Annotated in this window: 15 protein-coding genes and 1 pseudogene; 5 read left to right on the forward strand and 11 right to left on the reverse strand. The window is 54.4% G+C overall.

Translation table 11 applies throughout. The annotated features are described in order from the left end of the window. The first annotated feature begins 30 nt into the window (after positions 1-30). Positions 31-384: a hypothetical protein gene (locus tag K3T82_RS45915; protein ID WP_220200158.1), complete on the forward strand. Its 354-nt coding sequence runs from the start codon at positions 31-33 to the stop codon at positions 382-384. 47 nt (positions 385-431) lie between these two features. Here K3T82_RS45915 and K3T82_RS45920 read toward each other — a convergent pair whose 3' ends face one another. The 4 genes from K3T82_RS45920 to K3T82_RS45935 all read right to left on the reverse strand — a co-directional run bounded on the left by K3T82_RS45920 (position 432) and on the right by K3T82_RS45935 (position 4,094). Continuing rightward, positions 432-851 (reverse strand): tautomerase family protein, encoded by a 420-nt coding sequence (locus K3T82_RS45920; RefSeq protein ID WP_220200159.1) that lies wholly within the window; start codon positions 849-851, stop codon positions 432-434. Positions 852-924: 73 nt separating this feature from the next. Next, complete coding sequence (locus tag K3T82_RS45925; protein WP_220200160.1) at positions 925-1,719, reverse strand: SDR family NAD(P)-dependent oxidoreductase; 795 nt, start codon at positions 1,717-1,719, stop codon at positions 925-927. A 428-nt stretch (positions 1,720-2,147) separates the two neighbouring features. Continuing rightward, the gene (locus tag K3T82_RS45930; protein ID WP_220200161.1) at positions 2,148-3,020 is read right to left on the reverse strand and encodes an alpha/beta fold hydrolase; all 873 of its coding nucleotides are present in this window, start codon (positions 3,018-3,020) and stop codon (positions 2,148-2,150) included. A 144-nt stretch (positions 3,021-3,164) separates the two neighbouring features. Continuing rightward, complete coding sequence (locus tag K3T82_RS45935) at positions 3,165-4,094, reverse strand: SDR family NAD(P)-dependent oxidoreductase (RefSeq protein ID WP_220200162.1); 930 nt, start codon at positions 4,092-4,094, stop codon at positions 3,165-3,167. Positions 4,095-4,262: 168 nt separating this feature from the next. On the opposite strand from K3T82_RS45935, the gene K3T82_RS49565 reads away from it, so the two are divergent. Beyond that, the gene (locus K3T82_RS49565; protein ID WP_268886751.1) at positions 4,263-4,397 is read left to right on the forward strand and encodes a hypothetical protein; all 135 of its coding nucleotides are present in this window, start codon (positions 4,263-4,265) and stop codon (positions 4,395-4,397) included. 169 nt (positions 4,398-4,566) lie between these two features. Here the strand turns inward: K3T82_RS49565 and K3T82_RS45940 are convergent, their stop codons facing one another. The 6 genes from K3T82_RS45940 to K3T82_RS45965 all read right to left on the reverse strand — a co-directional run bounded on the left by K3T82_RS45940 (position 4,567) and on the right by K3T82_RS45965 (position 9,359). Then, entirely contained in the window at positions 4,567-5,106 is a 540-nt protein-coding gene (locus K3T82_RS45940; protein WP_220200163.1) for a DinB family protein, read from the reverse strand. Positions 5,107-5,339: 233 nt separating this feature from the next. After that, positions 5,340-5,888: a carbonic anhydrase gene (locus K3T82_RS50770; protein WP_220200164.1), complete on the reverse strand. Its 549-nt coding sequence runs from the start codon at positions 5,886-5,888 to the stop codon at positions 5,340-5,342. Positions 5,889-6,030: 142 nt separating this feature from the next. Next, positions 6,031-7,032 carry a nitrilase-related carbon-nitrogen hydrolase gene (locus K3T82_RS45950; protein WP_220200165.1) on the reverse strand — a complete coding sequence of 334 codons (1,002 nt, stop codon included), beginning with the start codon at positions 7,030-7,032 and terminating at the stop codon, positions 6,031-6,033. Positions 7,033-7,349: 317 nt separating this feature from the next. After that, positions 7,350-7,778 carry a response regulator gene (locus K3T82_RS45955; protein ID WP_220200166.1) on the reverse strand — a complete coding sequence of 143 codons (429 nt, stop codon included), beginning with the start codon at positions 7,776-7,778 and terminating at the stop codon, positions 7,350-7,352. Next, complete coding sequence (locus K3T82_RS45960; protein WP_220200167.1) at positions 7,750-8,916, reverse strand: PAS domain-containing sensor histidine kinase; 1,167 nt, start codon at positions 8,914-8,916, stop codon at positions 7,750-7,752. Before K3T82_RS45960 ends, K3T82_RS45955 begins: the two co-directional genes overlap by 29 nt. Beyond that, on the reverse strand, positions 8,907-9,359 hold the full coding sequence (locus K3T82_RS45965) for a PAS domain-containing protein (protein ID WP_220200168.1): 453 nt from the start codon (positions 9,357-9,359) through the stop codon (positions 8,907-8,909). Before K3T82_RS45965 ends, K3T82_RS45960 begins: the two co-directional genes overlap by 10 nt. 424 nt (positions 9,360-9,783) lie before the next feature. On the opposite strand from K3T82_RS45965, the gene K3T82_RS45970 reads away from it, so the two are divergent. From K3T82_RS45970 to K3T82_RS45980, 3 genes and pseudogenes are all read left to right on the forward strand, one after another. Beyond that, positions 9,784-12,594, forward strand: coding sequence for a winged helix-turn-helix domain-containing protein (locus K3T82_RS45970; RefSeq protein ID WP_220200169.1), 2,811 nt, complete (start codon positions 9,784-9,786; stop codon positions 12,592-12,594). 58 nt (positions 12,595-12,652) lie between these two features. After that, positions 12,653-12,994, forward strand: a pseudogene (locus tag K3T82_RS45975) (IS6 family transposase); the annotation flags it as partial. Positions 12,995-13,024: 30 nt separating this feature from the next. Continuing rightward, positions 13,025-13,741: an IS6 family transposase gene (locus K3T82_RS45980; protein WP_220200170.1), complete on the forward strand. Its 717-nt coding sequence runs from the start codon at positions 13,025-13,027 to the stop codon at positions 13,739-13,741. Positions 13,742-14,034: 293 nt separating this feature from the next. Here K3T82_RS45980 and K3T82_RS45985 read toward each other — a convergent pair whose 3' ends face one another. Then, the gene (locus K3T82_RS45985) at positions 14,035-18,741 is read right to left on the reverse strand and encodes a DUF4132 domain-containing protein (RefSeq protein WP_220200171.1); all 4,707 of its coding nucleotides are present in this window, start codon (positions 18,739-18,741) and stop codon (positions 14,035-14,037) included. Between the last annotated feature and the right edge of the window lies 1 nt (position 18,742).

An 18,742-nucleotide genomic window follows, 5' to 3' on the forward strand; every position in this document is an offset into this window, starting at 1 on the left:
TATTCGAGAACAAGCAAGCTGGACGATTGGATGCCGGTGCAATCGCCCGTCCTTCTGGCGATCACCTGGACATCCCGCGCAAGGGTAGCGGCGGAGCCTGGAGACCTCTCCGGTTCGGCATGCTCTTTGAAAGAGGCGCTTCTGGGACGGGCGCGGGAGAGACGAGAGGCTGATTCCACCCGTGAAAGTCGCGAGATGTCCAGGTGGGGACGCTTGCGCGACTGGATGCTCGGTTTCTTTCCGGCATTGCAGGCTGCCTCGATGTGGAGCCGGTTGCCCAGGGATGGCGCCTGCTCTCGTGCACCATTCGCTCCTCTGGTTGCATTCGCGGCTCGCGCGAGATGCCTGCTAGAATACCGTGACTCCTTGATTGATATATTCTGAGGTGATTGCACCGCCATATGAATAATGACGGCGCAATCACCTCTTTCTCAGTAAGCAGAAGGCTTGTCTTCCTTACGCCACTTTTCACTTTCAGGCGTACCGGGTACTGGCGGTCGGAGGCCTTGGATAGTCCATAAGTCGAAGGGCGTTTCATCAATGTGTATTTCCCATCTCAAGCCGCGATCAGCGACGTAAGGTGCAAGGATGCGTGCAACAACAGCAAGAAATTGTTGTTTTTTCTCTTCGTCCTTGAGTTGTTTTGCGATGTGATCGACGGAAAGGCGAACGAAGGTATCCGTCTGTTTCCCGCCTATATAAAAGGCATGTTTTGGCACGGCCTCGAAGATGACGCCGACATAGAACGGCGGCAAAACGCTTGTGTACAGAGCGGTAATGTGTTGTGCTATGGCAGTCTTGTCGTCATCGGTAAAAGCATTTTCTGGATGATACACTTTCCAAAGGGGCATGTTTCTCTCCTGTTATGATGAGTGAGTGGGAAGAAAAAGCTTGAGCATTGGTGCAACCGCACCTGTCACATGGTCATGCATTGCTCTGGTTATAGCGCGCCGCTGGTTGACCGCCTTGTGTCAACGACTTCACCAGCAAGATCCGAGCGTTGTCGAACTCTTGCCATTGGGTGACATCATGCAAGGTCGGGAAAGTGATAAGCTCACCCTGATCGAGAGCGCTAAGAGCCGTATCAACCAGCGTTTCAGCAGACATAAACAGTTGCTCAGGGAATGGTGCCGGTTGGTCCCCGAAGAACTCCGAGTGAACCATGCTCGGCATCACAGCCTGAACAGTGACGCCACTTTGTCCAAGCTCGGCTTGCAACGAACGGCTGAAGTTCAGCACATACGCCTTGGAAGCGCTGTAACTGGATGCCCCTGAAACCGGCATCAGGGCAAGGATCGAGCCAATATTAATAATGGTGCCTTGCTTGCGTTGTGCAAAAACACGAGCAGCCACCAGTGATAACCGCGTCAGTGCCAGCACGTTGACCCTCACAAGACCATCGACCATTTTGAGGTCAACGGCTGCGCCGGGGCCAAGCGCTCCAAGGCCAGCGGAATTGACGAGCATATCTATATCTCTCGTGCTAGTGAACAGCGCTTCTACGCGCCCTAAATCCTCTTCTTTCGCGAGATCAGCCGGGAAAATCTCTACCTTGCTGCCATATGCGGTATGCAGACGCGCGGCCTGCTCTTCGAGCCGGTCACGACGGCGGGCAACGAGGATCAAATGATGACCGCGAGCGGCCAAACGGTCAGCATAGACTGCACCGATACCAGACGAAGCCCCGGTGATGAGGGTGGTGCCTTTTGATGAATTCATGGTTGTCTCCTTTTGGAAAAAACATTGGTGTAGTAGTCACTCTTAAATGATAGGGCCACTCTTAACGCTTAACACCTGCCGAACGTGAGTCACGTCGTCAGAAAACCCAGCCAGGGCCATCTGGACGGCCGTCACGGTGTTGCCTTCTTTCTGGAGGTATTCAGGCTCCAACTGGAGCCATCTGCCCAGGCACCGTGAACCAATACAATATTCGCTCCCTGGGGAGGGTGTGTATGAGCAAATAGGCTCATGAGTATGTTCTCCTTTCGCTCGCTAGACGAGCAGAGCTCCCAACAGAGGGAAGCACCTCTTTCTCCGTTGCAGAAGCGGCAATCTCCTTCTGAGATATCTTCAAATGATTGGAGCTATGCTCTCTCTGCCTCTTTGCTGTGAGGTGAATTTGCCTGTTCTCTTAGACTTTCACGCGACTACGAGTGAATCGCTTGAGATGCCGCTCGAATAAGCTCGAAGACCTCGAGGGGATGGGAAACCGGCGAGGCATGGCTTGAAGCGATCTCATGGATGGTGGCGCCCATTCTCTTCGCAAAAAAGCGCTCGGCATCAGGATTGATGACCCGGTCTTTCTGGGAAACGAGATACCAGGATGGCACCGATTTCCAGGTGGGCGTTCCTGATGGGGTGCCAAGGCAGGGGAGCGACCAGGGCTTCTGTGTCAGCGCATCCGTTCGGGCTTTGGTTACATCTACATCCTGCATAAAGACAGAGGGAAAGTCCGATGGCGTGATCCAAAGGGCGTTAGGTACAAACGAAGGCGCGAGTGCGTTGCCAACGGGCGTAGCGGGAAACTGACCTATGAGACCCTGGACTGTCTCTCCGCTATCGGGAGCGAATGCCGCGATATAGACCAGGCCACGCACGTTTGAACCAGTGAGTCCGGCGTTGCTAATCACGACCCCTCCATAGGAATGACCAACCAGGATCGTCGGGGTGGAGGTGGTCGCAAGGTAGGCCAGCGCTTCGTTGGTGACGGCGACATCATCGGCTATCGAGGTCATGGGAAGCTGGACCGTCAGCACGTTAAAGCCCTGAGCCTGGAGCAAGGGAATCACTTTGTTCCAACTGGAAGCATCAACAAAGGCACCATGAACGAGCAGAACATTGATCCCCGCTCCTGCTGATGGATGTGCATTAGTCGTGTTCGATGCGCTTGCCGCAAACACAGAAGATGTGGCGTGTCTCAGAAAAGCCATGGCTCCGGCTCCCGCAAGAGCTGTAGTTCCTGCTACGATTCCCGTGCGTTTGAGAAACATGCGGCGCGTGGCCGCGAAAGTACTTTTCAACGAATGGTCCTCCGTCAAGTACAAGCAGTCGTGGAAGAAGAGTAAAATCAGTGACAGCTTGTATCCATATTGCATACTTCAATAAGAAAGGATGGTCTCAAAGAACTATTTCCCAGTTCTATTGATGGTATTCATCGTGACCCCTCAAGCGGTGGTTTCAGGCCGCGTGAATGCGGCGGCATGGAGCTTCACGAAATCATGCACGCTCGTCGGTATCTCTCCAGTGAGCTTGAAAAAGTCGTCTGTCAGTCGGTCGTAACGCCCCTGCGTGTGCAGGTCGGCTATCACTCCGAGATGGTTGACGAGATGCGGAGGCACCCCTGCCTCCCGAAGCTTCTCGGTCCACTGGGGGAGTGGCACGTCGCGATAGCGGATCGTCCGGCCCAGTGCCTCGGAAAAGACGCGCGTGTAGTGGTCGAGATCAGCCGACTCGCGTCCAGTCAGATTGTACACCTGACCGATGTGCGGGACCGGGTCGTCAAGGATGACGGATACGGCGTGCGCCACATCGACCGCCGAGATAGGCGAGGTCTTGCCTTGGCCCATCGGCAACGCCAACTCGTCGGATTCCCGGACGCTCGCCTTGGCAAGAAGCAGGAAGAAGTTTTCGAGGAAGACCGTCGGCCGGACCGTGACGACTGGCAGTCCTGACCATGAGAGTGCCTGCTCCGCCAGCCAGTGCAGCTTTTGCTGCCGGCTGTCTGTGGTCTCTGTGATGCTCATCTGTGAGACCGTCATCTGCGACATGTTCACGAACGCCTCGATGCCGTGGTGGCGCGCTACCGCAGCGGTGTTGACCGTGGCTTCCAGATACGCCGCAGAGACGGACATGCTGAAATAGATACGCGAGCACCCTTCGATCGCACGGTGCATCGAGGTGAGATCCGTCAGGTCGCCCTGCACAACCTCGGCACCGAGCTGGCGCAACGCTTCGGCACGCTCATCCTCCCGCCGGACCAAGGCGCGTACCTTATGCCCCTTGGCGAGCAGCAATGCGGTGAGGTTGCGGCCGATAGCGCCGAGATTGCCGGCCGCTCCAGTCACAAGGATCGGGCTTTCATGGGTAGATTTCATCGTCATACTCCTTACTTTGTAGTTGGGTTCAGATGGATTGGGAGGCGTTCGGAGTTCGGTGTGTTCTAAAGTCTGATCGTCACCGGACAGGATACCTCTTGATGGAACCTCGACGTATGCCGTGTGTCTGATGTCTTCGCGCCCACGGCTTTATCCGGAGCGGCAGAGATGAGCTATCAGTCGTCACAATTGAAGCTGTGGGCACTCGGACCCGATGAATGGCTGCTCTTTCTGAAGCTGCCTGACTACGCATCGCGGAAAAAGCGGAAGCAGGTCGATGTCCTCCAGCTTCCGCTCCCATAGATCGATGAAAATCAGTTGCGGATCGTTTCATCTTAGCTTTTGTGCAAGCCCACTCTCAACCACGACACCGGTCTCGAACTGTTCCTGTCTTCTCCGTGAGAAGACGCATGGCGAGGGAATGCGAAGGTGGTCCAACGGCCACGCCCGCTCGCACTGAAGCCGGCCCGCTTCATCCGCTAGCTCGTGGAACCCAGTCAAGAGCCCCGTCTGGGATGCCGTGCTGGCCGAGAAACAGGCTCAGTTGGGCTGCATGTTCCTGCACGTGACGTATGCCGCACAACTGGAGCTCTAAAAAGCTTATGGTTGCTCCTCCCGGCCAGGGAAAAGTGAACGGTTGGCGCTCTTTCTCATCGGACAACTCAGCAATCGTGGCCTGGCACTTCTTGCGCAGCATCACCAGATAGGTGTGGAGTTCATCCCTGGTATAGGGTTGTTGGGAAATAACATCATCAGATCTCTTCTTGAAGGGTGCAGGGGGAATGAAGTCTTCCAGTGAGCAGCCTGTGAGATGCAGATCGAGCGTGCTGAGGGTATGGTACGTGATCTCCCAGAATGTTCCATAGTCCGCTCTCTCAGAGTCGATCCAGAGATGCTCCTGCCAGAGCGTCTCTGGGCAGGCCATCAGCGCGTTTTCAAGCATATCGACGGCTGCGCCAAACTGCTGCAACAGAGCAGTGCGCATCGTCGTCTCCATTGGTTGTTCATTCATAACATGTGTTCCTTTCTTCTCATCCCATGAAATGCTTCGTCTTCCGCCCAGACATAGTGGTGTTTCTCTCGTTCCTGCTCCAGACGGTTGCTGGGACCTTGAACCCTCGCCGTTCAGTCGCATCTCCACAGAACGGTGGTCTCTGGCACTGGGGAATATGGTTCCGTTTTGCCAGGTGGAGAGAGACCACGGGATGCGGTGAGATGGGCGCAGAGATGACATGCCTGACCGTCTTACGCCTGGCTCTCCGGATGACGCAGGGAAGTCGGTGGTGCGACGACCTCGACCAGCCCGGTGGTCACATCATAAACGAGTCCGGACACCAGCCGGTTGCCGGGAAGGGCTGGGTTCGCCTTGAGGGCAGCCACATCGACCGCCACCGCGGCATATGGATCGGTGACCGCTTTGGCTGCCAGTGCTTCCTGGTCGATGCCAAAGTAGCTCGCCAGCAGGGCTGGCTGCCCTTGGAGGTGCGCAATCCCGCATTGGGTGTGCTGAAGCACGACCAGGTGAAACTCGCCGGCGGAAGGGACTCCTTCCTCCTGGCCGACCCTACCCAGCATCCCCATAGTCTGCAAGGTCGCGGGAGTGATGCGCCCCCCCACATTGCGGATCACGACCGCCTCTCCTGGCTGGAGGCCAAGAAGGTGAGCCGGATCGACGCGCGGATCCACACAGCCAATGATCATGGTCCTCAAGGTCGGCATCATGGGTAACGCCCTGGGAAAATGACGGGCAGCGAAGTCCTGGTTTCGTTCTATCAACGTATCTAGCGTTGTCATACTGCTTCTCCTTTACTGATCTGCTTTTTGAACAGCAGCTATCTACCTCTTGACGGATCCCCGACGTCTGCCGTGTGCCTGATTTTCTCCCCGACCATGCCGGGTCCGGCGCGGCAGGTGGCCGGTGGGACGAACAGCGGGATTACAGGACCTCGATAGTCCTCTCCTCGTCGACAGCCGCGCGCAAAGCCTCAGCCTTCGGGTGCGCGGTACGCTCATGGACGTGCGACGCGGGCGTCCGATCGATCAGCAGACTAAGCAGTTCGGGGCGGCTGTAGTGGCCACGCGCGTCCATGAGTCTCTTGCGGGAGTCGATGAGAGCGAAGTCAAGATCGGCAATTACTTCGCCTTCACCAGCTTTGAGAGGCTCACCTATGATCTGGCCCTCCGGGTTCACAATGGCGGTAAAACAGCCTCCGGATATCGGCTCAATCGCACACCCTGTATCCTTCATAAGTCTTGCTTGCTGATCGGCATCGAGCCACGCCGTCGCGTTGACGACAAAACAAGCGGATTCGAGGGCGTGCTGGCGGATGCTCACTTCCATCTTCTCCGCGAACCGCTGGCCGGCAAATGATCCGGGATACATCGCCGAGTGGATCTCCTCACCATCGGCAATCATCGCATAACGCGCGAGCGGCTGGAAGTGCTCCCAGCAGGCGAGTTGTCCGATACGCCCAACGGCACTCTCGACGGCACGCAGACCGGAGCCGTCACCCTGGCCCCAAATCATCCGCTCCTGATAGGTTGGCGTGATCTTGCGGCGGCGCTGGATCAGCGTCCCGTCCGCGTCGAAAAGCAGCTGCGTATTGTAGATTGAGCGACCATCGCGCTCATTGGCGCCGATTGAGACGACCATATTCGCCTCCCTTGCAGCCTCACCGATTGCATGGGTTTCGGCAGACGGGACCGTGACTGACTCTTCGAGCAGACATTGATGCTCCTTCCCCATCCTCATGTCGAATGCTGGCAGCATGTAGGAGAAATAGGGGTAGTAGGGAATGACAGTCTCGGGGAAGGTCACGAACTGGACGCCCTGCTTACCCAGCTCACGGATCTTCTTCACAACCTTCTCAACAGTTCCCTCTCGGCTGTACAACACAGGGCTGATCTGCACGGAGGCGGCTTTCACAATGGTGCTCATGGTATATGTTCCTTTCCAGTTGACGTGATGGCTTTGTTCTCTTTTTTGTTGTATATACAACATTATGGACCGCTTTTTCCACAAGGTGGATGTGACGGGGTTTGTTACACTGCGCGTTGTGTATACAACATTTACTGCACTCTACATTGCATAGACAACGCTTTGGGTGGCTTACTCCACGAGTTCATCGAGCGGGATGCTGTCAGCCACGGCGACGATGGCAGTCACGCCTTCCTCGCCGAGCAACTGTTTGACTTTCTCCTGCACTCGTGCGCCGTGAGGCAAACAGCTCCGCTTACAGCAAAACCTGTGGAGGTTTATCTCAATGTACCGCCAGGGTCACCCTGTGCCCCTGAGGCTAGCAGTTCAGCGACCAATTGAAACAGCGTTTCCAGTTCAAAGGGCTTTTGCAGCGTTCTGAGATACTTTTTGCCGCTGGCTTCTCGTGGGATATCCGCACTTATCAGAAGAAGAGGGATGTGCTCATGCTCTTTTCGACTCCTCAGCCACTCTGCTAGTTCCAGACCGTTTATTCCAGGGAGATGGTAGTCCAGGAGCACTAACGCGGGAACGTCTGTTTGCAGGATACGCAGCGCCATTTCTCCACTAAGGGCATGGAGCACCCCATAGGTTTCCTCCTGTTGGAGGGCTTCCAGCAGGAGATCACCCAGCATAGGGTCATCTTCAACAATGAGGATACATTTGCTATCAGTATATTCATACGCTCTTGATTGAGTCTTGCCCATCTCTCTTTTCCTTCAATACTTCTGGTCCCCCTCGCCGCGAAGCGGCGAGGGGGAATGTAACGTGAAAAATTGAGCCTTTTCCCTTCTCGCTCTCAACCCGAATTGTTCCCCCGTGACGCCTGACAATCTCTGCGACAATATACAAGCCCATCCCGAGTCCAGGAAAGGCACACTGCTGGAGCGGGACCGCTCGGTAGAACCGTTCAAAGATCCTCCCTTGCAACTCTCGCGGAATCCCAATCCCCTGGTCGCGTACGCTGATGGTAACCGCCGAGGCCTCGGTGGCGAGCCCCACCTCGATCAGCGGGGCGTCTGGAGCATACTTGATCGCATTGCTGAGCAGATTCAGGAAGACGCGCGCGAGTCGATCGCGATCTCCAACCACGGCAGCCGGAGATGCAGCATGACGGAGCATGATCGTATGGGTAGTGTGTACACCCTGAATCACGCCAACCACTTCCTCAAGTATCTCGTCCAAATCGACCATCTCTTGCGCATATTCCAGCTTTCCGGTCTGGATGTGCGAGACGTCGAGTAACTCGTCGACCAGGCGTGTGACGGCATGGAGTTGGGTGTCCATGCGCGCACACACCACCTCCACATTGGGAAGATCTTGTTTCTCAAGTTTCTTGCGCAAAAATTGGGTTTGCAACTTCAAGGACGCAAGGGGGGTCTTCAATTCATGGCTGATCATGCCCAAAAAGGTATCTTTGCGCTGCTCCAACTCCCGGCAAGCGGAATTATCCATGACAAAGCCAACCCCTTGCAGCACCTCCTCATGAAATGCGATGCCTCCCAGTAAGACAGGAAGGTGGCTGCCATCTTTACACACCAGTTCCATTTCAAAGGGAGTCATGCAGTGGTGTGCGACCATTTCCTGGTAGGCCTGCTGGGAAAAAGAGGAAGCGAGTGCAGGTGTCGTGGTCGCCCAGGGGACATTTCGCTGCTGCAGATCTTCCTGGCTGTTTCCGGTCATGCGGAGAAACGTGGTATTGGCACACACAATCTCATCGTCTTCGGCGCAAAAGATCCCAATGATACTGGAGTTCATCAGCAGATCCACGCGTTTCTGGCTCTGGCGCAAGGTCTCTTCCGTCCGTTTCTGGTCATCGATATCGGTACAGGTGCTCAACCACAAGATAATCTGCCCAGCTTCATTGCGCAGGGGGCATGCTGTGCTAAAAACCAGCGATATGTGTTCGTGCGTTCATCCCCGAGGCGATATTCAAACGCAAAGGGTTCACCCATGGCAACTGCCTGGCGCCACAGTGCCCGAATACGCTCTTTATCCTCGGGATGAAAGTTCTGAAGCCAGATCTCTTGCTCAGGGAGGGAATTTGTGTGGGGGGGAAGTTGCCTGTTCTGAACGCCTGGGCAGTCATCAAGCTGTTGATGCGGAACACCCATCTGCTCTCCAACGTGTCGGGCGAGCGGATGGTGATAGTCGCGCCAGCATTGATTCGCGTAGACGAGAGAGCCGTCAGGTTGCATGAGCCAGACAAAGTGGGGAAGTGCATCAAGTAACGCACGATAGTCTTCTTTTATTTCCAGCTGATTTGCTTTTCCAATGGTAGGTGTCATACTATTCTTTTCCCTTTCACTTACCTCATCCCTGATTAAGAATCTGTCCTGCTTTAATTTGGCAAGTGGTGCCATTCATCACGTATCGCCAGCATTCCCTCTGGCGGATGACCCCTGACTCTCGGAGTATACTAGAAGAGCGGAGGGAAAGTCATGGATCGAAGGTGACAGAAGAAGGTGCGTAGCGACATTTGGCACCCGGCACGAAAGTAATAGGAATAGCGCTACTCATATGCCCTTGTCGACTACCTATGTTGGTGAACGTGCATGCACAGAGGATAGCCAGAGAGAAAGAACGCTGCCACAGCAACAAGGCGCAAGGGATCTCTTTCAAGGACAGGGGCCTGCGCGGGTTCAAAAGCGTTGACCTCCTCATCCGCACAAGGGCAAAAGAGCATATCCCCTCCATAAAAGGTGAACGATCATGGACCATATAAACCAGAAACCACAAGGCAACGCGCCCGAACCTGTTCCACGCGCCTCGTCTGATCCTCTGCTTGTGACCAAGTTTCTGCCCCCAACCCTTTCCCATGAGCTCATTGCTCGCCCTCGTCTCCTGGCCTTGCTCAATGCTGGCCTCCACCGGCGCCTTGTGTTCATCTCCGCCGCCGCAGGCTTCGGGAAGACCACGCTGCTGGCCAGCTGGGTTCGCTCGTTGGCTTCAGGCCACCACCTGCCAGCAGCCTGGGTGTCACTTGATGCAGGCGATAACGCTCCTGTGCAGTTTTGGACGTATGTTCTTACCGCACTGGAACAGTGCCAGCCTGGGCTCTCGCCTCTGCCCGTTGCTTCCTTGTCCGAGATACCCCAACCCTCCTGGCAGGCAGTACTCACGGCTCTTGTTAATAACCTGGCCCGGCAACGTGAACACCTGGTGCTGGTGCTGGACAATTATGAGGAGATGACAGAGCCCACAATCCATGCCCAGCTTGCCTTCCTGCTTGAGCACCTACCGCCCACGCTGTGTGTCGTCGTAGCGACTCAGACGGGCTCTCCTTTTTCCCTCGCCCGGCTACGCGCACAGGCACAAATCCAGGAATTACGCACCAAGCAGTTGCGGGCGTCCAGAGAAGAGATAACAACCTTTCTCTGCAATGTGATGGATCTTCGGCTTACCGAACAGGAAACCCGAGAGGTGGATGTACGCCTGCAAGGCTGGTGGGCGGGCATACGACTGGCAGCGCTTTCCTTGGAGGGGGGAGCGCACCCCAGCGAACTGCTGCAAGCACGTCAGGGAACCCAGCCCGAGCTTTTCGCGTATCTGGTACAGGAGGTGCTGAACCGCCAGAAAGAACAGGTACAGCGCTTCCTCCTGCGAACGTCCATCTTACCCTGCCTCTGCAACTCCTTGTGTGATACGGTCCTGGAGCAGCACGATAGCCAGTTCTTTCTGGAGGAGGTAGAACGAGCGAATCTCTTTCTCAATCCCCTGGATGAGCAGCGTCAGTGGTATGCCTATTGTCCCTTCTGGGCCTCGGTTCTGCGTGCTCGGCTAGAGCAGACCTCTCCCACAGAGGTGCCACTGCTGCATCTGCGGGCCAGTCAGTGGTATGCAGCACAGCAGATGCGCAGCAACGCGATCCAGTCCGCGCTACATGCGCACGATTGGCTCTGGGCTGCACTGCAAATGGAGCAGATTCCCGCCCAGCGTCTCTTCTTCCTTAAGTACGCACAGCTCCCGTCCTGGATTGAACAACTCCCACGCGAGGTTGTGCGCGAGCGGCCTCGTTTATGCCTGGCTTATGCTCGAAGCCTATTTTGGGTTGCACATCCAGGGATCACCGAAAGCTGGGTGCACGATGCGAGATCTGCCTGGACACGAGCCCAACGACGAGAAGAACAGGCAGCCAGCACGCGAGGTGTACATGAACCAGAGACACCGGCTTCTCTTCTGGGGGAAATCGCTGCCTTGCAGGCGGCGATTGCAAGTTTTTATCATGGGGATCCAGGAGCAACGCGAGCCTTCTGTCAGGAGGCGCTCTCCCACCTTGATGAACAACAACGGATACTACGGTGCCATATAACATTGGCCCAAGCGCAGGCAAACTTCTCTCAAGGTTATTTCGCACGCAGCACGCAGAAAATGCAGGAGGAATGGAGTCAAATCAAAGCGGAGGATGATCGAGTGCTCGAAGGCGCCTACTTGTATGTAGTAATACAAGAAATGATACTGATGGGCAATTTACACCAGGCGTGGCAACTCTGCGAGCAGGCACTCCATGCGCTTCAAACCCTGGAGGGGGATCAGTCAACCTGGTTGTGCTGGCACTATGCGTCTCAGGCAAGCCTCTTACATGAATGGAACCAGTTAGAGGAAGCCCAGTACCTCGCAGAACAAGCGATCGAGCTTGGCGAACAGGCCGAAGTTCTGGCGTTCTTGCCCCTTGCATATACCATATTGATGCGGATTGCCCTCTCGCAAGAGAGGTTAGAGGAGGCCCAAAAAGCCTTTCAGCAATTGGATTACGCCTGGAGAGTCATGCCGTCGCCATATCGCACAGCGATCTGGAGCAGTGTCGATCAGATGCGTTTATGGCTGGCGGGTGGCCATCTGGAACAGGCACGACACTGGGTGCGCGATCTGGAGCAGAAAGATCCGCTGGTTTCTCCGCTGGCGCGGGAACGACAACAGGTGGCATGCGTTCGTTTGCTGCTTGCCGAAGCCCAACCAGACCAGGCGTTGACCCTGCTCAACCCTCTGGTAAAACAGGCAACGGTCACGCAACGATGGAACCATGTGCTGGAAATGTGGCTCTTGCAGACACAGGCGTACCAGATGCTCCAGCGACAGCAAGATGTATTGTCTTTGCTTTCGCAGGCCGTGCATCTAGGTGCACCAGAAGGCTACATCCGTCATTTTGTAGATGAAGGGGCCCTCATCGCTGACTTGCTCTCCCAACTCAGACAACAGAACCCCCGCATGGAGGATCTCCCCTATCTGGAGACGCTTTTGGGTGCGTTCAATCAGCAGCCGATACTCCAGCCGACTGATCGGAAAAAAGAGCCATCCTTGAGCCCACAACCGCTGCTGGACCCCTTGACCACACGTGAACATGAGGTATTACACTTGCTCGCACGCGGTGCCTCGAACCAGGAGATTGCGGAAGCGTTGGTAGTCGTGGCTGGCACCGTCAAACATCATATCACGCATATCCTCAACAAACTTGAAGCCACCAATCGTACCCAGGCGGTTGTACGAGCACGGGCTCTTGGTCTCCTTTCCCAAGGAGAGTAAGCTTTTTTGGGTATTGTCAACTTGACGATAGAGCTGAAAAATGTGTTAAAGTAGCTTTATGAAAACAATTCCCATTGCTCCCGATTACAAAGGTTACCGCTTTCCACCAGAAATTATCAGCCATGAGGTATGGCTCTATTTTCGTTTCTCACTCAGTTTTCGTGATGTCGAAGAGCTCTTGGCACAACGCGGGATCATTGTGAGCTATGAAACGGCCCGGCAATGGTGTTTAACGTTTGGACAGACCTACGCCAATAAGTTGCGTCGCCTCCGCCCTCACAGTGGCGACATGTGGCAGATGGATGAAATGGTTCTCACCATTCGCGGCAAGAAACACACTCTCTGGCGAGCTGTGGATCAGGATGGCATTGTGCTCGACATGGTATTGTCAACTTGGCGATAGAGCTGAACACTCTGTTAGAATGCCTTTATGAAAACAAACCGTATTTCTCCCAATTACAAAGGTTTTCGTTTCCCGCCCGTCATTATCGGCCACGCGGTGTGGCTCTATTTCCGCTTTTCGCTCAGTTTCCGTGATGTTGAGGAACTTCTGGCACAGCGTGGGATCGTCGTGACCTATGAAACAGTTCGGCAGTGGTGCCTCAAATTCGGCCAAACGTATGCCAATGAATTGCGGCGTCGCCGTCCTCGTTGTGGCGAGAAGTGGCAGATGGATGAGGTGTTTCTCACAATCCGCAGAAAGAGACACTATTTATGGCGAGCTGTGGATCAGGATGGCAACGTGCTCGCCATTCTGGTCCAGAGCCGCCGCGATAAGAAAGCGGCGACAAGATTTTTTCGCAAGCTGCTCAAAGGGCTCCAATACGTTCCGCGAGTCATCATCACTGATAAGCTGAAGAATTATGGGGCGGCGAAACGCGACATCCTGCCTGGGGTGGAGCACCGTCAGCACAAAGGGCTGAACAATCGAGCAGAAAACTCGCATCAACCCACCCGACTGCGCGAGAAGAAAATGCGCAAATTCAAATCAGCCAAACAGGTACAACGCTTTCTTTCCGCGTTCGGTCCCATCTCGGGGCATTTCCAACCGCAACGTCATCGTTTGAATGCGCGAGAATACCGTGCCACGTTACAGGGTCGATTCCAGCAATGGAATGAAGTGACTGGGGTGAAACTGGTCGCATAACCACAAAGACATCCTCACCTCCCATTGCCCTTCAGCGTCTCTCCTCTTTATAACTCATCAATATATTTCATCCCCACGAACAAGTTGACAATACCCTCATTTATCCTCTCAATTTCACCCTCATCTATATTATCGATTTACAACCGGATGTGCTACCGCAATATGAGTTACTCTGCCAAGCGTTTCAATTTGCGCTCCGTCTGTCCCCATACTCGCGCGATCTTGTTGCTCCCTCTGTTCTGTAGGGGAGGAGCTTGTCTCCTCCCCTACAGAACCGGGATGGAATACCGGAATCAACGGCGAATCTGGCTGAGGATTGTTTTATCCTTAATTTTGCTATCCTCCGCCAGCAAGAATGCCTTGGAGAGTATGAGCGATAGCAAAGGATCGCCTTCGAAAGGCAAGAAGAAGCGCTCTTTCTCCGTCTTATGCATCTTTCCTCCAAAGACGATACATAGATACTGGTCCCCCGGTTGCATGAAGATATTGCCAGAAATGAGATGGATACGATAGGTATGCAAGTCACCGCGCACGGTGAGAAAGCGTTCTTCCAGTGAACATCGTTCGCTGATTGCCAGACGCGGCAACAAGCGTTCCAGGATCTGCCTTCTTGCTTCAATTTGCAGGGAAGGCGTCTCCTGGTTATAGGATTGCCAGTACTCTGCCAGTAATGAATCTCCATCATCATGACCATAGATATCAGTGCCTACGCTGGTGACGCTGACAAAGAGATCCACGTCGCGCATTATCTCTGAAAAGACAATGGGGGGAATCTCTTCCAGTGGCTTGAACTGCTGGTTGTGAAAAGGGCTGGTGATGGGCTGAAAGCGTACCTTCCTGGTCAAAAGGTAGCGTGGGATCTCTTGATCCTGATATAGATTGCCGAGCGTGAATTCGGCACGTATTCCCGCCGATGGGATATCTATATAAGCCGGATCATCCTGGATCGAGCCAGAAAAATTGCTGTGCAGGGAGAATTGCCAGTCACGAGCACGGGCCAGAGCATTAAGTTGGTGCTGCTGGATAATGTGGTCCGCAAAACGGCGCGAGTAGTCGTATGTGTCCTGCTCTGCGTCCGTAATGGGATAGATTTCACGGTGCGCTTGCTTGAAGGGCTGTGTGATCTGTTGTTCCTCCAACCAGAGTTGCCAGAGCTGCGCCTCCTGGGGCTCACTCATGAGGGGATGCCAGAGAGTAACCTCACTCTGGGTAGGCAACTCACAGGGCTGGCCCTGCGCGTTGACCAGTTGCCCATGTTGCCAGATGACGCGCCAGTTGTGTGCACCAGAACTGATCTGCCAGATGAGTCGTCGAGCCAGCACGCTGACCAATGGATGCTCCAGGTAACGTTCACGCCAGTCCTCCAGTGACCAGTGTCGCGGATTCAGGTACAGGAGCTCTAATCGGCCCCGTTGTGAGCTGATCAAGTGTTGCATAGCGTCCGCCAGACGATCGACGGACTTGATCTCATCTTTGTGCTCACGCTTGAATGCGGTTGGGAGTTTCGTTTGCGGCTGACCGCTGGCATCAAACCAGAGCGGCTCTACTTTTCTTCCTCCTGCGTCTAGCTGTACAGTCCAATCGCCAACAGTGATCTGAAGCTGACCATCGTGCAGATCGAAGGTTGGGAGCATCAATTCTTCCAGGTCTTCACGACTCATCTTCTCACGTCTGGCAACGCCATCCAGTGCCTTGCCGATTTTTTCCTGATAGGAAGGCTGTTTAACATTTCTGCGGATGCGTTCTAGTTGACTGATCGCGTCCTTGCCGGGCATGGTCGCGAGCGTGAAGATGCCAGCATCTCCCACTTTAGGGCAGCGCGGTCCCTCACCCGGGAGCTTGCGATAGCCCTCAATAGCGGCATCGGCCAGGGTCGCAGCCAGTCCACGATCGCTATTTCCGCGACAGAGCCAGATCAGCCCACGCAAGATGTCAGAGTTATCGCCATCCATGCGGCCTTCCTTCTGGGTGCAGAAAAGGTCGATCCAGCGCCGTACGGTGGATGTGAGTTGCTCTGGCTCTATGGCTTCCGTGAGCGTGTAGGCCTGCTGCTGCCATTTGTCTGTAGGGGCCGTTCCCTTAGCACTGGCACACAGGTTCAAGATCGCGAGCCAGGGATCACGTTGCTCTGGCGTGAGGTCCGTCAGTTCGTCAAGAATAGCGGTACCCCAGCGATCGGGCAGCAAAGGATAGCTGAACTGTTGTCCCCGTTCGGAGAGCAGATCGCGGAGCAGGAGATGGAAGCGACGGGTATCCGGATCGGAGAGGGAATTTTTCGTCTGGTTGACTAACCACTTGATCTCGGCGCGACACTGTGCCAGCACGTCCGGTTGCCGCAGGAATGGCTCCAGTTCTTGCACGTATGGCCTGAGGGTATGGGTCGCGTAACGTATTCCCAGGAGATCATGCAGGAGCAGATGAATGTCTTCAGGGACGAAGGGCAGCTGGTTGTTGAGCAAGGTTCCTATCAGGCAGAGATCCTGCTCTACCTGGTAGGTGTTTCCCTCTCTCCGCTCGGATTCAGAGCCGGGTTGGATGTTGTGTGTCTCTTCCGCGCTCAGGCGCAGGAGACGCACGATGCTCTGTGCGCCGAGTCGTTGCTGAATCAGGCGTGTAAGCTCGGCGTCTATATCCGGGGTGCCCGCTCCAAACTCCTCATGATATGCTGCCAGCAGTATGAGGAGCTCACTATCGCTGGTAAAGAGTCTGGTGTTGTCCTGGAGAAGATCTCTCAATGGACCCGCGCTTTGTGGGAAGAGGAGGTGGCGGATCAGAAGGCGCATTTGATTTTCCTCTATCTGTGCGCTATGCCAGCGGACTTGCGAGAGGTGTTCATAGAGAGGTGCTAACTCGTCCTGACAAAGACGTTCTAACTCTGACGGCTTGAGCACAGGAACGAAGGTTTTAAACAGGTCGAAGAGCCGTATATTTTGTGGGCCGTATTGAAATGTTCGATAATAACTATCATCCAGCCCGAATAGCTTTGCGATGCCCACCAGGATACCATAGATATCCTCGTAGCTATAGGGCAGATCGTAGGTAAAGATAGCCTGGATAAGCAGAACATTTTGCTTGTAGTGTACGGGGTGGTGATTGGAATAAGAGTCTGGAGGGTTCAGAGTGGATGTATAGCCATCGAGCAATGCTTCCTTGATCAGGTGAGCTTTGATCTGCTCGCTGGCCTGTTGACTGATAAATTCAACCACATATGGCCTGTTGACCAGGCCGTCTCGCATCTCCTGATGATAGGCGACCAGGATGGCATGTGCGTGCTCTTCTGCTGATGACTCGGCCTTTTCGGCATCGTCGCGTAGCAGTGGAGCAAGGCCGGGAGAATTCCCAGCGTAGCACAGGTCCGCGATTAAGAGGTACAACGCGTATGTCTCCTGACTTCCATTCAAGAAGTAGTCTGTGTAATCTGCTTCTTGCGACCAGGCGTAGAGTGTATGGAGCTCTTCCTGTACATATTCGTGGATAGCAGGCTGTTTGATGGCGGGTGCGATGGCGTGTAAAACTGCCGTGATGCTGATCGCCCATTGCAAGAAACGACCTCGTTCATCGAACGTCAAGCTATGGGGATAGTTATGCAGATTGCGTAGATTCTGGTTGCTATAAAATGTCACGCAGCTGTGCAGGGTCGCACGAACATCTTCTCTACTACAGGTGAGGGGTGTAGAGGAGAGAACTGTGACGAGATTCATATCTCGCTCTAAGAGACTTCTACTCTGGATTGTGGTGCTGATGACACGCGCTTTAAGCGAATCGCTGAGGGTATCCCTCATCTGCTGCAAGAGAGGATGATCCAGAGGCGGTACGTGCTCTCCGAACTCGCGCTGGTAGGCGACAAGAAACGTGTCCACCTGTTCTTCATCTGGCATCTGGTTTTCTTGATAGGCATGAAGGAGCGCGGCGAGTCCATGTGAATTGCCGGGAGAGGACATCGCTGTAATGGACTGTCTCAATGCGTAGATTTTGTCTTGCATATAGCTCATTTTTTCCTGTGCCAGACGAGCTTCAAGTGTTAGCAGCTCTGGCTGGTTACGGAAAGATTTGCCTGATGCTTTAAGGATAGTGAGCGCGTATTGCAGTAGAACGATGCCCCCTCTGCGGCCATTGCCGAGTTCTCCACCGTGCGCAAGGATGTTCAGGATGCGCTGAATATCTGCATCGGTCCAGGGAAGATCATCTGTGATGAGCGCGGCTACTATCTCCCGGTTATTATATGTAATCTCATCCGATTGAATACCTATACCTTCCTGTAAGGCAAGGAGAATCATACTCTTTTTGACGGGCGGGCTGGCTTGTCTGAGCAACGCAAATACAGGGTGGTCATATTTGTAGAGCCTCAGTCCGCGTAGCTCCTGGTGGAGTATAGTGAGTAAGACTTTGGCTTGCTCGTCGCTATCGGGTGCATCCCCGCTGGCATATCTGCGTAATTGGAAGATAAGGCCGGGTGCGTCGTCCCCAAAGAGCAGCGCTTCGAGCTGTTGTCGAAGCTGGTAGGATTCGTGGAATGGTTCAAAGGTGCCCCAGCGATACACATAGGTATAGAGTGTTTCGCATTCGCTGCGACAATAGTTGAGAATCTCTGGTTGCTGCAATGCCGGTACAAAGCTGCTCAGCAGGTGCAAGAACGGGGTCCGTGCACTATCTGAGTGATATTCCACCGCGAGAAACGATTGGAACACGTCGTTCACAAGGGAGAGGATGGCTTGCAGGTCTTTCTGCTGGTATGGCACGCCTCGTTCGCTGATCGCACTGAGAAGAGAGAGGTCTGAAGCAAACGTTTTATCATCGCGTATCTTGTAGGGTTCCAGCCGATGTTTATAGAGGACTCTCTGGATATCGTTCAGTATTACCTGGATGAGGTGGCTATATTGATTGTCATCGATTTTTTCGATGATGCGCGGACACTGCTGGCTGGCTTTGCTGGTACGATGAGCCTTATCGTATTCTGTGAGGATCTGTTGAAGCGTTTCCAATTCCTGTTCATTGATCATC

Origin of the sequence: Ktedonospora formicarum, from assembly GCF_016587355.1 — a bacterium.
Classification (GTDB): domain Bacteria; phylum Chloroflexota; class Ktedonobacteria; order Ktedonobacterales; family Ktedonobacteraceae; genus Ktedonobacter; species Ktedonobacter formicarum.